Origin of the sequence: Pseudoalteromonas sp. NZS11_1 (assembly GCF_015864275.1) — a bacterium.
GTDB classification, from domain to species: domain Bacteria; phylum Pseudomonadota; class Gammaproteobacteria; order Enterobacterales; family Alteromonadaceae; genus Pseudoalteromonas; species Pseudoalteromonas arctica.
Genome location: NZ_JADYXK010000001.1, coordinates 402163 through 416713, shown reverse-complemented (window position 1 = coordinate 416713; position 14551 = coordinate 402163). Strand labels below are relative to the sequence as shown.

Sequence of the window (14551 nt, the reverse complement as noted above, 5' to 3'; positions counted from 1 at the left end):
ATTCTAATAAGAAAAAGCCGTTTATTTCGGTAGTTATTAGCATTCGCTAAAAAAATAGAAGCAAATAAGGCAACAGCATAAACGCAAAGCCAACCTCAGTTGGCATCCAGTACTTAATAGCAACTGCAACTAAAGATATAACAGCAAGCGCCTTAACTGGGTAGTACATTTTTTTATAATTCACATGCTTTCCTTTGCACGCAGTGCTTTATTAGCACCAAATAAAATATCGCCGAACAACATAAAAACTTTAACTATGCAATGCAATCTATTTCACTAAACTTAACCTGACAGGCAACAATGAGTGATAAGCGGTCATTGAGATGGTAGTCACTAATTTAGTAAGAATAAGAGGAAACTTTCCTCTTTTTTACATGTTCATATAGGCTACAGAAAGTATAATATTTATATCTGGCAATAGTTTACACTATTTGCTATTAATATAAGTACATAAAAAAAAGACGTTTTCGCGCTAAAATAGGAAAGTGTCCTCTGATAAAAGTGTTATACATTTAGAATGAGGTGTAGTGATCCGTGCTCTTAAAATTTTAATTTTTGGACTATTTAGTGGACCAATTCTAGCCGAATTAATCGGTTTCATATCCCCTTTTGTCATGTTACGAAATGAAGAATTAGGTTATCAATTCCAAGATTCAGCTTATTACATCGGAGCATTTTCAAGTGTGTTTTTTTCAGTAGCATTGCTGTTCGCAGCTTTTAACACGTCAAAGATTTCCTATAAAATTGGGAGCTCTGTTATAGCTTTACTTTACATAATTTCCTCGTGTTATGTTTTTCTCGACAGTGAGAGCCGAATGGAAACGATAATCTATAACTTAAATTATTTGTGTAGTGTGGCTAGTTTAACTTTAGGGGCCTTTATCGCCTTACACTGTTTTAAAAACACAACTCACTCTGTATATAAACATGCATAACAACTCAATAAATTCGCTCACTACGTGCCTGCGCCCGTTATTGAAAAGTTATACGCTAGGAGTTTAAATGGAACTTAACCAGGTTACTTTACCAGTAAAAGATATGGATGTTGCTGTTAAATTTTATCTAAAACTCGGCTTCACTCAAATTGTCGATACGCCCCATTACACAAGGTTTTCTTGCCCAGATGGGAATTCTACTTTTTCCTTATCACTCGAATCCAGTGAATTTGAAAACAGTTCTGTGATTTACTTCGAGCATGAAAAACTTGATGAACTGTGTGCTGAGTTGACCAAAGAAGGTTTTCAGTTTGAACAACAGCCGACAGAGCAACGGTACTTGTGGAAAGAAGCAATACTTAAAGATCCGTCTGGTAATAAAATCAAACTTTACTGGGCAGGTGAAAACCGCTTAAATCCTCCTTGGAAAGTTGAGAAACGCGTATAACAAGTGACTAAGGTTATGAGCATCCGCTCTTGGCACTTTCTAGCCACTCGACAACATAAACACGGTAAGTCGGGTTGTTTCTAGCCAATTCATCATTTTTGTCGGATGGCGTGGCTTCGCCACTTATCCGACCTACACTGCCTAATAACTATAACTCTTCCTCAAACCTCGGCACTTTTCGCTTGTCGGCCTTACTCATAGCAAGCTCTTGGATTTCTTCATGCTTTAGATCTTCGGGTTTATCTTCTAGTGACTCCTGATTAGCGTTTTCGTAAGAAAGCTCAGTGAGCAACGCAAAGTGATCTGAGCCATATTTAGCTAAGCGCTTAATACGCTTTACTTTAAAGCCTTTGCTGTGAAATAAATGATCGAGCGGCCAGCGCATAAAAAAGTAGCCTGCATGAAAGGTGTTATAAAAACCACGGCCTTTTCGAGGGTCTAAAAAGCCACTTATTTGCATAAACAAACGGGTGCTGCGCGACCATGCTACGTCGTTTAAATCTCCGGCAACTATGGTAGGTCGTGTAGGGTTTTTAAGTGCTTTAGCCACCATTATTAGCTCTGAGTCACGCGGACGTGATGAATCTTCTTCGGTCGGGCTTGGTGGTGCGGGGTGAATAAAGTGCCCTTGCATTTGTAGGCCTTCATCGTTTTCAAACAAAATATGAATTGAGGGAATATCTTCTTCTATAAGCTCACATATTTGTGCATCGAGTATTTTAAACTTGCTGTATAAGTGCATGCCATAACGATTGTCTTTAGGGCATTCTATGTAATACGGGTAATTTTTTTTAATGACTGATAATTTATTTTCCCACCAGCTATCGCTCTCAAGCGTAATAAGTAGATCGGGTTGATGCTCATCAACAAGACTAATTAACTGCTCACTTTTATGGTTCGACATAAGTACATTTGCCGACATAATTCTTATACTATGATCTATATGCTTAGGTGCGCTTTGCACTTCTTTTTTAGCAAGCCACGTATACGGGTAAATCCATTTACCTTGTAAAATCATTATAAGTAATGAGGTTAAGGCTATAAATACATAGCCTATTGCGCTACTTTGCCATAATAAAAACAACGAAGTAACAGCTACAAAACTGGCAATATAAAATACCTGCAAACGAACAAAGTCGCAGCTACGCACTAAATAATGCTGGCTGTACGACATAGGTAATAAGGTAACCAGTAAAAAAAAGCCAATAATTATAGCCAGCGCAATAAGCATTTTAATATCCTTATAAAGTTAATTTAGCGACTTAAAATTGAAAGTATTTCTCGAGTATCGTGCACCATATGAATAACTGTACGGTCTATTTCTATACTCACTGTACCATTATCTCTAGAGCGTTCAATCACTCTACCTCGTTTGTATAAATCGCGTTCTAAAAAGTCGCCTCGATGATAGCTTTTACTTAGCCCTGGTGGCGTCCAACCTGCGCGAATTAACTGCTTTGCCTCTTTTTTAGAAAGGTAGTCATTGTCATTATGCTTATGTGAATGATGCTTTTTATGGCCGTGTTTATGACCATGCTTATCTTTATGCGGTTTTGCGTCTGCGCTTATTGAACATAAAGCCAATGCTATTAGTGCTGTGTATGTTAGTACTCTCATAAATAATCTCTAGCATAATTAATAGCTAAAGATTAACAAACACGGATGAACATCATATGAAACAACTAACACCTATTTAACGTTGTTTATATTGTGTTTTACAGTGGCTTCGCATAATAGCGGGATCGCGTAATTTTAAATGTTTTGTTTTACGACCTGCATGGCGCTTACGCCACACTTTAAAACTGCCTTTTGAAACATTGTCTCGCATAAAAACCACCAGCTGCGGATACTTTAATCCGTATAGCTGCTCTATAGCCTCGTAGGGGGTTCTATCTTCCCACGCCATTTCGATAATGCGTGACTGCTGCTCTGCGTTAAACATGGTATATCTCACAAAATTTAACTTATACGCTAGGTAAAAATACTTAGATCAATGCAATTAAGCTCAGTAACTGTATAATTGGCGTTCAAGTTATGTACTTTAAAAGATATCGAATTTATATTTATGCGCGCAATATTCCTGTTTTTAGCTTTAACTTTACCTTCGTTATTACTTGCAGCGCCAAGTAAAACCCTGCGCTGCGTAACAACCCACTATCCGCCTTTTACTATATTTGATGAGAAAAGCGATACGTTCACGGGTTTAGATATTGAATATTTAACGTTTATTGAGCGTAATTTAAATCTTAAAATTGACGTAATTCATCTGCCATGGGCGCGCGTTAAAAAAGAAATGGCGCTGGGTTACTACGACTGCTATTTCTCTTTGGCCAATACAGAGGAACGTGCAAAGTATTTAGATTTTACAAGCGTGCCCTTGCATACTACTAAGTATGGTTTATTTACTTTAAACAAAGATAAACTGCTCACAAACAATTTATCAAATACCCCAATAGCGATGCTGCGCGGCGTTGCCTTGCCTGAGGTTATTGCTAAAAAGTATAACCTTGATGAGAATAATCTGCTTCGCTCACTTTCAACTAAAGACACTTTTGAGCTACTAGAAAAAAAACGTGTTGAATACGCAATAACTAACTATCAAGCAGGTTTGTGGTACTCAAAAGAATATAAAAACATTTATGCTCGGCAATTAAATGAGTTTACGTTTCCTACTTACATTGCTTTTAAGCGTGGCGTAATAGATACAAAATTAGTTGATGAGCAAATAAAACGTTTTAAAGCACAAACTCAATAATTAACACTGCACATATTAAGAGATAACCAATGTTTACAAAACTACCAAAATGGGTTGAATATGGCGCGTTTACGCTCGCATTTATAGCGGGCGTAGTAAACGCTGTAGGCTTATTAGGATTTGAGCACCAGGCTATTTCGCATGTATCTGGCTCTGTTACTTTACTTGGTATTAAAGTAATAACTAACCCCAGCACTGCCTTATTGCTACTTTCAATAATTATTAGCTTTATGTTGGGTTCTGCACTGTCGGGATTTTTACTCTCTGGTGGCTCATTAAAACTTGGTCGTCATTACGACACTTTGCTTTTTATTGAAGGGTTGCTACTACTTGCGAGTGCTTATTTACTCAAAAACACATTCGTTTACGGCATTGTTTTAACGTCTGCTGCTTGTGGATTACAAAACGCGCTAGCCACTAATTACAGTGGTGCTGTTATACGTACCACACATTTAACCGGTATTTTTACTGACCTTGGTTTAATGATAGGTAAAGCCCTTAAGGGTGAGCAATTTGATACCCGTAAAGGCGTTATGTTTTTACTCATTGTTGCAGGCTTTTTATTGGGTGGTATAACCGGTTTTGTTTTATTTGAGCATTACTTAGTGCTGGCTTTAGTGTTTCCTGCTGTAGCTTGTTTTGTTTTATCAATTACGTATCGGGTTTATAGGTTACGTACGCTTTAACGCAACGAGTTTAAAAGCACATTAAAACCGCATATTATAGAGGTAATGCAATATAGATTACTTTCAAGGAATGTATGAAACCTTATTTTTTGCCGCTGATATTACCCTTTAGCCACACTGCGTTTGCCGATAATCAAAACAACGATGCAATAGAAACCATAACAACTACGGCATCACGTATTGAAGCGCTATCTACAACACTCCCTTTATCAATAAGCACACTAACGCAAGCGCAGCTAAATAGCATAGCGCCTACCCATATTGAAGAAGCCCTGCAACGTGTAGCAGGTGCTAATATTCAACGCGGAAATGGCCAAGAGTATTTACCCGCGCTGCGCTCACAAGTACTTTCGGGCGCAGGCGCTTGTGGTGGCATATTGACTCTAGAAGATGGTATACCACTGAGAGCCGCTGGGTTTTGTAATATAAACGAGCTATTTGAGGCGCACAGCGAAATGGCGCAGCGCATTGAAGTGCTAAAAGGCCCTGGCTCTGCACTTTATGGCTCAAATGCTGTGCATGGTGTTATTAATGTAATAACGCCCGACACTACTCAAGGCGGTGGTTTAGTTGGTTTAGATTATGGCTCGTACGGTTATACTCGCTACAAATTACGTGCAGGACAAGATTACGGCAACAGCGGCATAGGCATTAACGCAAGTGTTACCGACGATAGCGGTTACCGCGACGACGAAAGCGTAGAGCAACAAAAAGTAAATATTCGCCATCGCTATTCAAATAATAATTTATTACTTACCTCTGGGCTTACTTACACAAATCTTGATCAGCAAACGGCTGGATTTATTACAGGCTTTGAAAGCTATAAAAACGAAGACCTCTCGCAAAAAAACTTTGACCCAGACGCATTTAGAAAAGCACGTGCATTTAGAGCATGGAGCAATGCAACATGGCAATTAAATAACGATGATGTGCTCTCTACTACGTTATATTTTCGCGACCAAAGCATGGACTTTTTTAAGCACTTTTTACCCGGCACACCGCTTGAAAAAAACAGTCAAACTGGTTTTGGCATACAATCGCTTTATCAATATAATTTACAACGTAATATAAAAATAAACCTAGGGCTTGACGGCGAATACACGCAAGCCGACTTTACTCAAAGCCAAAACGAGCCCACTCAAGGTTCTGCTTTTTTAGTTGCTACAGTGCCACAAGGTAAGCATTACGATTACGATGTAAACGCCACGCTTTATGCCCCTTTTGCATCGCTTGATTGGCAATTAAATAAATGGTTACTTACCGCAGGTGTGCGCTACGAGCATATGCAGTACGACTACACCAATAATATGCTAGCAGGTAGAACAAAAGACGACGGCACAGAATGCGGCTTTGGTGGTTGCCGATATAGCCGCCCAGCGAGTGCTAAAAATAGTTTTAGTAATCTATCGCCAAAGCTTGGGGTTAGTTATCAGTACAATACAAATAACACGCTTTATGCAAACTTTTCTCGCGGTTACAGAGCGCCACAAGCGGCTGAGCTATACCAATTGCAACGCGAGCAAACCACTGCAAATTTAAGCGCCGAAATAGCCAATAACGCAGAACTAGGTATTAAAGGGATTTACGAAAAACTACGTTATGGCGTGTCACTTTACGCTATGAGTAAACACAATACGATTTACCGCGATAGCGACTTTTTTACGGTAAATAATGGCAGCTCTCGCCATCGTGGTATTGAGCTTGAACTTGACTACCAGCTCACTAAGTTGCTTGCGCTTAATTTTGCTGGCACATATGCGAAGCATACTTATACTAACAACCAAATACTTAACGGTTTAAATATAAACGGCAACGACATAGATACCGCGCCGCGTAATATTGCTAATCTCGATTTAACATGGCAAGCACTCAGTAATACACAATTTGCTTTGCAGTGGCATCGCGTTGGTAACTACTACACCGACCCAGAAAACTTAAATAAATACCAAGGGCATGATGTTTTAAGCCTGCGCGCTCAGTGGCAAGTTACTAATAACCTTGAAGTGCTTGCCCGCATTATTAATTTAACTAATGAGGCTTATGCGGAGCGCGCCGATTACACCAGTTTTACCGGCGACAGGTACTTTCCTGGCAAACCACGTAATGCCATGCTTTCGGCAACTTATACGTGGTAGTGCTTATTTAAGGACTAAGCTTATTTAAAGACTAAGCTAATTTAACTGATTTAAGTCGCTCATGTATTTCATGGGCGACTTTTTCATTACCTTTTTAAACATAGTAATAAATGCACTCACCGACTCATACCCTAATAACTCCGACACCTGCTGCACACTTTGCTTATCAGAAAGCGCTTTTAAGGCTGTAATTATATGCAATTGCGTACGCCATTTTCCAAATGTCATACCGGTTTCTTTTTTAATTAACCGCGCTAATGTGCGCTCAGTTAATGCAAACTGCTTAGCCCATTGTGGTAATGTTTTTCGATTGTTTGGCATGTTTATAAGCTGATCGCTCATGGTTTGAATTACCTCGTTTTTAGATAATACAAAATCAAGTGGCTGTACAGGCATTTCAATAAGTTGATCAAATAACACCTGCGCCAAACGTGCTGTTTTACTATTTAAAGTATAGTGCTGATTATGCCCAGCCAACTCGCACATTAGCTCTTTAACCAGTGGCGTAATGGCTAATGTACACGTATTTAGCGGCATACCGTTTTTACTACTATCAATAAATAAATGACAGAGCTGCGCGTTATCAGACGCCCTATTACTATGCACTTTTTGTGCGGGGATCCAAATTGCACTGTGCGTAGGCACCATCCACATTTTTGCCGACACTTCACAGGTTACATAACCATGCAGGGCTAAAATTAATTGCCCTTTAGGGTGGGTATGCAGTGGTATTTCGTGACTTGCATGGGCGTGCTCTATTTTGGCTATTATGGGCTGCGCCATAGTTTCAAAATTTTTAATGTCGTCCCAGCCAATTGCATCAAACATAGTTTTGTCTGTTTTTAGTTATTTAATGTCATTATCTCTAAATTATAGTTTTTGCTAAGCCTTTATACTAGCGCCCATTAAGTATTAGCTTTAATGGTCTTCCCTTTTGTTAAATAACACACCTAAATCACGCTTTGCTGGCATATTACTTGTGCTTGGCATATTACTTATTGCCGCAAATTTACGCGCCACATTTACAGGTATTGCACCTGTGCTTGAACAAATTATTAATCACTTTGGGCTTAGCGCATCGCAAGCTGGGTTTTTAACAACATTGCCACTCATTGCCTTTGCGGTTGTATCGCCAATGGCCGCAACTCTTGCTAAAAAGCAGGGGCTAGAGCGCACCTTGTTTGTGGCTTTGTTATTTATACTTGCAGGGGTTGCAGCGCGGGTAATAAATACCTCAGCCATGCTTTTTGTAGGCACCGCTATTATTGGTGTAGGTATTGCCATCGCAAACGTATTATTACCAAGTTTAATTAAGCGCGACTTTCCTGCAAAGGTTGCGTTAATGACCTCAGCCTACGTGCTTACTATGGGCGTGGTATCGGGTGGGTTTTCCACTTTGGTATTTCCGCTTAGTCAGTTAAACGGATTAGGATGGCAACTTGCGCTGGGCTCATCAGCTCTTATTACTCTGGCGAGTATTATTGTATGGATGTCACAATTAAGTAAGCACACAAAACCCGCGAGTATTGCTCAACACGCTGACACGTCAAAAAGTGTATGGCGCTATTTACTAGCATGGCAAATTACCCTACTGCTGGGCTTAAACTCATTCTTAAATTATATAATTATCACGTGGTTACCTAGCATATTAATCGAAACAGGCCAAAGTGCCACGCAAGCAGGTGCTTATCATGGTGCTTTTCAAATAGCGACTGCATTACCGGGTTTAATATTAATTCCGTTACTTGCCAAATTAAAAGATCAAAGCGCGCTTAGCTTTATTTTAGCCATGTTGAGTGCACTCAGTGCTTTGGGGCTGCTTTACATGCCTAGCTTTGCTTTTGTTTGGACCCTAATGCTGGGCTTTTGCTCTGGAGCGTGTTTTATATTGGGGCTGTCGTTTATTAGTTTACGAACCGATGATTCGCAACAAGCAGCGTCGCTTTCAGGTATGTCGCAAAGTGTAGGGTATTTACTCGCGGCGATTGGTCCTATGCTCGCTGGTGCATTACACACGACTACGGGAAGTTGGAGTGCGCCATTATGGCTGTGCGCTATTGCCGGAGTACTGTGTGCATTATGTGGTTTGGGCAGTGGTAAAAACACCACTTTAGCTAAATCAGCTAACTAGCTGCTGTAACCACGAAAATAAACCAGACGAAGTTTTGTTGCTCGTGTGTTTTTGCTCATAGCGTTTATTAGTTGCTTCACGCTGTTCACGGCGCTCTTGTGCTAAATTAGCTTTTGCAGCAAAACGCAAGCGCTGCTCTTGAGTAAGCTCATCATTAAAACTAATGGCTGTTTTTTTAACTGCTCGGCTGCTTTTAGGTGAACTACACATGTTATTCTCCAAATGACTGACTTATAAGTAGACAGTCATTTGGTAAAATAAATTTCAAACCGCTTACTAAAAAAGTGATTTTTTATCAGTATTACTAATTTTGTGGGGTTGTATCAAACGCAGGTACTTCATGTAAGCCGCTCAACCAGCTCAATGTTGATTTAGACCAAATTTGTGCTGTTGGCGTAAACTGATCACGCTGATCAACCGCACCAATACGCAAGCCATATACACGGTCAGCTTTAGCTTCGTTAGTTGCATATAGTGTTGTACCACATGTGCCACAAAAACCTTGCGCACGCTTGTTACCGCTTTGCGCTGTTTTAACAAACTCTTTTGGCTCACCTTGGGTAAACACGACCGAATTTGGCTCTGCAATTATAACGGCTCTAAATGGGCCGCTCGACATACGTTGGCAATCACTACAATGGCAAACAAGTGCGTTGTTATTTTGAGACTTTGCTTGGTATTTAATTTCACCACAGTAACAGCTTCCAGTAATTTCCATTATTTAAATCCTTAATGCTTATGAAGATTGAATCGAGATATAAGACCGGCAGTATCGATTCATTATTTTTAAAATATAAAAAATTGCTCACCGGTTCATTTGTATGCTCGGCTAGATGTTTAATTCTTTAGAGTGATTTTTTCAAAGTTGAGCAAGTGCTACAAACATGATGCGATGTTTTAAATAAAACAGCAATACCACGTTAAGCTAATAGCGTAACGTGGTGCGTCTAAATTATTTTTTATATGTGTTTAGATCATAAAATAAGAATAGCAATGTAGAACCTCCCCTTATGTTGGGGGTAATTATTTAAATGCGTTAGCATTTTTTATGCTGTCAAAATCGTTAAAGCGCACGTTGTGTTGCGCCATTACTTTAAGTATTTTTTCACTTAGCATTTGACGTAAATAAAACGGCTGATTTGGCACAAAATGGTGGATAGTATGCGTTTTACCAAAGTTAAAACAAAACAAGTGAAACGGCATAAATAAACGGCTCGTTAGTACATGAGTTTGCTCAAGCATGTTATTAACGCCGCCATAGTAATGCATGCTTGAGGTAACAAAATTAAGCGAGCTTGAGCGAATAATATTAGGAACAATGAGCACAACCATTAAAAATTCGAACACATTCATTGTACTTAACAACCAGCTAGGCGAATTTAGCGAAAGTGGTATAAATAAATCAACAATATGAAATACAATAACGCTGTATAAAACAGCAAAATACGCAGTCGCTATCGGAAATCCCGCATTAAAAACACTCGAAAAACTAAAGCCATTAATTTCTTTTCTAAAACGTTTAGTAGAAATAACTAACCCTAATAACCCATCTACAATAACTAGCGCACGTAAAAGTGGGTTTTTAATACCATTACCCACCAAGCGTTCTTCTAGGTCTTGTTGTGTGCCTGAGGTTTTGTGATGGTGTAAATGCATTTTACGTCGGTACCATGGGCTAATAGTATTTGGTCGCATTAACCATACTGTTAGCATCATAAAATTATGCATGAACGGCTGATTACTAAAATATTGTTTATGTATAAGGTCGTGTTCTAACTCATGGGAAATAGATGCAGCAATAGCCGCAAGTACTATGCATACCCAAGCAGGTATGATGGCTAAATAATATAAAACACCAACACCAATTAATGCGCTAAGCGATAGCAATAAAATAATTAACCCTAAGGTATTTTGATGTGCAAGTAACGGGTGCTTTTGACGAAGTGATGCTTCCTCTGCCTTAATTGCTTTCACAATCGATTGAATGTTCTGTTTGGCACTTAATTGAGTCATATATAATGTCTTAAAAACCTTGTTGTACAAATAATACCTGAATTGATCGCAACATCGGGATAAAGCAGGAATAATTATTGTAATACGATTAACTATTATCAATAGTTCAATTGCTTATTTATTCAATCGCATAACAAATTTAATAGCACTCATAACCCAAAATATTCGCTTTATATATCAGCCCAAAAAGACTTAAAAAATTTACCTGTGGAGTATCCTTGCTATAAACGATTAATTATCAACCAGTTGTTTATGCAAATAAAAGAAAAGGCTTGCCGCTCCCTCTTTTGTTTGTATAATGCGGATACAGAATAAGAGGTATATAAGTATCCTTTTTATTTTAAGTGGTTTTTCTTTATCTTTTTATACCTAAAAGATTAAAGAAAAATTATGCCAGCGTGATGAAATTGGTAGACATGGGGGATTCAAAATCCCCTTCCGAAAGGAGTGCCGGTTCGAGTCCGGCCGCTGGTACCACTTTTTGAACCTCAGCTAATTATTGGCTGAGGTTTTTTTATGCCTAAAATTTAACTAGTAATTTATACTAATTCGCTTTACTAAGTGAGCTACGTTTAAGTAAGAAAACCATGTCGATAACAAGGTAAAACCTAGTTAAGCTGAAGCAAAAGCTACAAGCCTTTCATTAAAGCCGTCAACGTAATTAGGAAGGGACAAAATCTAATGAGCACGCTAGTTATGCGTCTTGCTCTTGATTTGTTATATCTCCTATTCGATTATTTAACTCTTCGTCACTAACATCTTCTTTGTGTGTACCAATGATCCATATATGACCAAATGGATCCTGTAGCGTGCCGGTCCTATCACCATAAAATTGGTCATGTACGGGTCTTATTTCTGTTGCACCAAGCTCAATTGCTTTTTTAAATACGGTATCAACATCTTCAACATAAAGCATAAGGCTTAGCGCTGTACCACCTAGTTCTTTTGGGCTTTTTAAATGTTCTTCAGAACCAATATCTGAAAGCATAATATGCGAATCACCAATTATTATTTCTGCATGGGCTATTCCACCATCAGGTAAAGGCATTTGCATTACGTGTTCAGCACTAAATGCATCACAATAAAAATCTATCGCTTTTTGTGCGTCATTCATAATTAAATAAGGTGTAACTGAATGAAACCCTTTTGGTATTGCCGAAACTGACATAGTGATCACCTCGCTGTTGAATCCATGTTATTAAAACTGATTTAAATGCTGTCTGTAATAAGCACTAAAGTTTTTAAATAAAGGTCAGATTGACTGACCTTAAAACAATATATAAATTAAATAATAGCTCTAATAAATACTTAGCGCTGCCAAAAACGTAAATTACGTAATGACTCTATAAATGCCTCGCCCGATACGGTAGCTAAATCAATCCAGCCATCATCAGCTTTGTCATCGAGCCCTGCGGCTTTAAATAATGGCTTAGCCTCACTTGTAAAGCCTATGTATTTCAGATGTGCATACGCATCACTTACAAAGTCTTTAGCTTCTGCAATAGCAGCTAATTTTTCGGCTCCATCTTCGGTGGTGAGTACAAGTACCGCATCGTATAAAACCGATGGACCACCATTAATAACCTGATCAGCTTTAAAGTGCTTACCTTTACTGCATTTAGCACCGCCAACTTGTGGGGCAATAATTTCAAAGTTTGCACCTTCACTTTTAAGTGCATTGGTAACCGATTCAAAGATGTCTGCATTAAAGCCATCACTTACTAAAATACCTAATTTACGGCCTTTGAAGGTGTTGGGCGCATTTTTCAAAATACTTAACGCATCAGATACAGGTAAGCCTTTACGTGTTGGCATAGCAGCTTCAGCTGGGTCTGGCATTTCTTGCAAGCCAAGTCCTTCGGCAACTTTATTTGCGAGGGTTTCGTCAATATTTAACAAGTGCGATACCAAACGTTCTCGTATTGGTAAATGCTCAACTTTAGACAGCTCAAACACGTACGCAGATTGTATATGCGCCTGCTCTACCTCTGTTTGGCTTAAGTAAAATTGACGAGCTTGACTGTAGTGATCGCTGAATGTTTCTGAGCGATAACGCAGTTTATCACCGCCGCTTACTTCAGGCTCGCTTGAGCTTTTAAAGCCATGTACCGGGCATTCGCGCGGGTTGTTTTCGCCTGCGCTCCATGAGTTTGGTTCGTAATTAATACGCCCTTTTGGATTGTGCATTGCCATGTGGCCATCTTGCTGAAAATGACGCATTGGACATTTAGGCGCATTGACCGGAATATGCGTAAAGTTAGGACCACCTAAACGCTTAGTTTGAGTATCTAAGTATGAAAAGTTACGACCTTGCAGTAGCGGGTCGGGTGTAAAGTCGAGCCCCGGTACAATGTTTTGAGTACAAAATGCTACTTGCTCTGTTTCTGCAAAAAAGTTGTCTACAACACGGTCAAGCACCATACGGCCAACAATTTGCACTGGTACTTGCTCTTCAGGTATAAGCTTAGTGGCATCAAAAACATCAAATTCAAATTCATCAGCAAATTGCTGATCAAACACCTGTACACCTAGCTCCCACTCAGGGAAGTCGCCGTTGCCAATAGATTCCCACATATCTCTGCGATGAAAATCAGGGTCTGCGCCATTTAGCTTAAGTGCCTCGTTCCACACAACTGATTGCATACCGCCTTTTGGTTTCCAATGAAATTTAACGAATTTCTCTTCACCTTTGGCATTAATGAATTTAAAGGTATGAACGCCAAAACCTTCCATAAAGCGTAAAGAGCGCGGAATAGCTCTATCAGACATTGCCCACATAACCATATGCATTGACTCAGGCGACAAGCTTACAAAATCCCAAAAGTTATCGTGTGCGGTTTGCGCTTGCGGAAAACCTCGGTCGGGCTCTGCTTTAGCCGAATGAACTAAGTCTGGAAACTTCATTGCATCCTGAATAAAGAATACTGGTATATTGTTACCCACTAAATCCCAGTTTCCCTCTTGGGTATAAAACTTAACCGCAAAACCGCGTACATCACGTGCTAAATCTGGTGATCCTTTATTACCTGCAACCGTAGAGAAGCGAGTAAACACAGGCGTTTTTTCACCTTTTCTCTGAAAAATATCTGCACAGGTTAAATCTTCAAGCGTGTCGTAAGTTTCAAAATATCCGTGTGCACCATAACCTCTAGCGTGCACTACTCGCTCAGGAATGCGTTCGTGATCAAAATGAAAGATCTTCTCGCGCATTATATGATCTTCTAATAATCCTGGGCCACGCTTGCCTGCACGTAATGAGTTTTGATCGTCGCTTACAGGGCATCCCTGCGCGGTGGTCATGGTAGGGTGTTCGTCCGACGCCTTTTGATGCAATTCGCCGCCATGCCCTTTATTACCTGAGTATTTAAATGATTCAGCCATGTTTAGTCCTTCATACAGTTTGATTTAATGGGTCAATAGTTTTTATGAGCTTTAAAGCTAAAAGCGA

The 14551-nt window shown here is 39.4% G+C and carries 15 protein-coding genes and 1 tRNA gene; 6 read left to right on the top strand and 10 right to left on the bottom strand.

What is annotated here, in order from left to right; all coding sequences use genetic code 11:
- Window positions 1-46: 46 nt before the first annotated feature.
- The gene (locus I6F44_RS01850; protein ID WP_197173193.1) at window positions 47-184 is read right to left on the bottom strand and encodes a hypothetical protein; all 138 of its coding nucleotides are present in this window, start codon (window positions 182-184) and stop codon (window positions 47-49) included.
- A gap of 818 nt (window positions 185-1002) precedes the next feature.
- On the opposite strand from I6F44_RS01850, the gene I6F44_RS01845 reads away from it, so the two are divergent.
- A complete protein-coding gene (locus I6F44_RS01845; RefSeq protein WP_197173192.1) occupies window positions 1003-1383 on the top strand; it encodes a VOC family protein in 381 nt (126 codons plus the stop codon).
- Between the two features lie 148 nt (window positions 1384-1531).
- Here I6F44_RS01845 and I6F44_RS01840 read toward each other — a convergent pair whose 3' ends face one another.
- The 3 genes from I6F44_RS01840 to I6F44_RS01830 form a co-directional block, all read right to left on the bottom strand.
- The gene (locus I6F44_RS01840; RefSeq protein WP_197173191.1) at window positions 1532-2614 is read right to left on the bottom strand and encodes an endonuclease/exonuclease/phosphatase family protein; all 1083 of its coding nucleotides are present in this window, start codon (window positions 2612-2614) and stop codon (window positions 1532-1534) included.
- 23 nt (window positions 2615-2637) lie between these two features.
- Window positions 2638-3000 carry a hypothetical protein gene (locus I6F44_RS01835; protein ID WP_197173190.1) on the bottom strand — a complete coding sequence of 121 codons (363 nt, stop codon included), beginning with the start codon at window positions 2998-3000 and terminating at the stop codon, window positions 2638-2640.
- Between the two features lie 76 nt (window positions 3001-3076).
- Entirely contained in the window at window positions 3077-3325 is a 249-nt protein-coding gene (locus tag I6F44_RS01830) for a TIGR03643 family protein (protein ID WP_007581511.1), read from the bottom strand.
- 123 nt (window positions 3326-3448) lie between these two features.
- Here I6F44_RS01830 and I6F44_RS01825 point away from each other — a divergent pair, with 123 nt between their 5' ends.
- From I6F44_RS01825 to I6F44_RS01815, 3 genes are all read left to right on the top strand, one after another.
- A complete protein-coding gene (locus I6F44_RS01825; RefSeq protein ID WP_197173189.1) occupies window positions 3449-4138 on the top strand; it encodes a substrate-binding periplasmic protein in 690 nt (229 codons plus the stop codon).
- Window positions 4139-4167: 29 nt separating this feature from the next.
- Window positions 4168-4824 (top strand): YoaK family protein, encoded by a 657-nt coding sequence (locus I6F44_RS01820; RefSeq protein WP_197173188.1) that lies wholly within the window; start codon window positions 4168-4170, stop codon window positions 4822-4824.
- A gap of 74 nt (window positions 4825-4898) precedes the next feature.
- Window positions 4899-6959 (top strand): TonB-dependent receptor, encoded by a 2061-nt coding sequence (locus I6F44_RS01815; protein WP_197173187.1) that lies wholly within the window; start codon window positions 4899-4901, stop codon window positions 6957-6959.
- Between the two features lie 36 nt (window positions 6960-6995).
- Here the strand turns inward: I6F44_RS01815 and I6F44_RS01810 are convergent, their stop codons facing one another.
- On the bottom strand, window positions 6996-7787 hold the full coding sequence (locus I6F44_RS01810; RefSeq protein ID WP_007581507.1) for an AraC family transcriptional regulator: 792 nt from the start codon (window positions 7785-7787) through the stop codon (window positions 6996-6998).
- A 106-nt stretch (window positions 7788-7893) separates the two neighbouring features.
- Between I6F44_RS01810 and I6F44_RS01805 the strand changes: the two genes are divergently transcribed.
- Complete coding sequence (locus tag I6F44_RS01805; RefSeq protein WP_165734592.1) at window positions 7894-9090, top strand: MFS transporter; 1197 nt, start codon at window positions 7894-7896, stop codon at window positions 9088-9090.
- On the opposite strand, the gene I6F44_RS01800 is transcribed toward I6F44_RS01805, so the two are convergent.
- The 3 genes from I6F44_RS01800 to I6F44_RS01790 all read right to left on the bottom strand — a co-directional run bounded on the left by I6F44_RS01800 (window position 9079) and on the right by I6F44_RS01790 (window position 11103).
- Entirely contained in the window at window positions 9079-9300 is a 222-nt protein-coding gene (locus I6F44_RS01800) for a hypothetical protein (protein WP_007581505.1), read from the bottom strand. The two genes, I6F44_RS01805 and I6F44_RS01800, sit on opposite strands and share 12 nt — an antisense overlap.
- Window positions 9301-9394: 94 nt before the next feature.
- Window positions 9395-9808 (bottom strand): GFA family protein, encoded by a 414-nt coding sequence (locus tag I6F44_RS01795; protein WP_197101205.1) that lies wholly within the window; start codon window positions 9806-9808, stop codon window positions 9395-9397.
- A 305-nt stretch (window positions 9809-10113) separates the two neighbouring features.
- A complete protein-coding gene (locus I6F44_RS01790) occupies window positions 10114-11103 on the bottom strand; it encodes a fatty acid desaturase (protein WP_197173186.1) in 990 nt (329 codons plus the stop codon).
- A gap of 392 nt (window positions 11104-11495) precedes the next feature.
- Between I6F44_RS01790 and I6F44_RS01785 the strand changes: the two genes are divergently transcribed.
- A tRNA-Leu gene (locus I6F44_RS01785) sits at window positions 11496-11580 on the top strand.
- A gap of 217 nt (window positions 11581-11797) precedes the next feature.
- Here I6F44_RS01785 and I6F44_RS01780 read toward each other — a convergent pair.
- The gene (locus tag I6F44_RS01780; protein ID WP_101163910.1) at window positions 11798-12271 is read right to left on the bottom strand and encodes a VOC family protein; all 474 of its coding nucleotides are present in this window, start codon (window positions 12269-12271) and stop codon (window positions 11798-11800) included.
- 140 nt (window positions 12272-12411) lie between these two features.
- A complete protein-coding gene (locus I6F44_RS01775; RefSeq protein ID WP_197173185.1) occupies window positions 12412-14484 on the bottom strand; it encodes a catalase in 2073 nt (690 codons plus the stop codon).
- Between the last annotated feature and the right edge of the window lie 67 nt (window positions 14485-14551).

Excerpts from the sequence above, each read along its gene's own strand:
- I6F44_RS01845 (WP_197173192.1), top strand. The coding sequence starts at position 1,003 with ATGGAACTTAACCAGGTTACTTTACCAGTAAAAGATATGGATGTTGCT.
- I6F44_RS01840 (WP_197173191.1), bottom strand. The coding sequence starts at position 2,614 with ATGCTTATTGCGCTGGCTATAATTATTGGCTTTTTTTTACTGGTTACC.
- I6F44_RS01835 (WP_197173190.1), bottom strand. The coding sequence starts at position 3,000 with ATGAGAGTACTAACATACACAGCACTAATAGCATTGGCTTTATGTTCA.
- I6F44_RS01830 (WP_007581511.1), bottom strand. The coding sequence starts at position 3,325 with ATGTTTAACGCAGAGCAGCAGTCACGCATTATCGAAATGGCGTGGGAA.
- I6F44_RS01825 (WP_197173189.1), top strand. The coding sequence starts at position 3,449 with ATGCGCGCAATATTCCTGTTTTTAGCTTTAACTTTACCTTCGTTATTA.
- I6F44_RS01820 (WP_197173188.1), top strand. The coding sequence starts at position 4,168 with ATGTTTACAAAACTACCAAAATGGGTTGAATATGGCGCGTTTACGCTC.
- I6F44_RS01815 (WP_197173187.1), top strand. The coding sequence starts at position 4,899 with ATGAAACCTTATTTTTTGCCGCTGATATTACCCTTTAGCCACACTGCG.
- I6F44_RS01810 (WP_007581507.1), bottom strand. The coding sequence starts at position 7,787 with ATGTTTGATGCAATTGGCTGGGACGACATTAAAAATTTTGAAACTATG.
- I6F44_RS01800 (WP_007581505.1), bottom strand. The coding sequence starts at position 9,300 with ATGTGTAGTTCACCTAAAAGCAGCCGAGCAGTTAAAAAAACAGCCATT.
- I6F44_RS01795 (WP_197101205.1), bottom strand. The coding sequence starts at position 9,808 with ATGGAAATTACTGGAAGCTGTTACTGTGGTGAAATTAAATACCAAGCA.
- I6F44_RS01790 (WP_197173186.1), bottom strand. The coding sequence starts at position 11,103 with ATGACTCAATTAAGTGCCAAACAGAACATTCAATCGATTGTGAAAGCA.
- I6F44_RS01780 (WP_101163910.1), bottom strand. The coding sequence starts at position 12,271 with ATGTCAGTTTCGGCAATACCAAAAGGGTTTCATTCAGTTACACCTTAT.
- I6F44_RS01775 (WP_197173185.1), bottom strand. The coding sequence starts at position 14,484 with ATGGCTGAATCATTTAAATACTCAGGTAATAAAGGGCATGGCGGCGAA.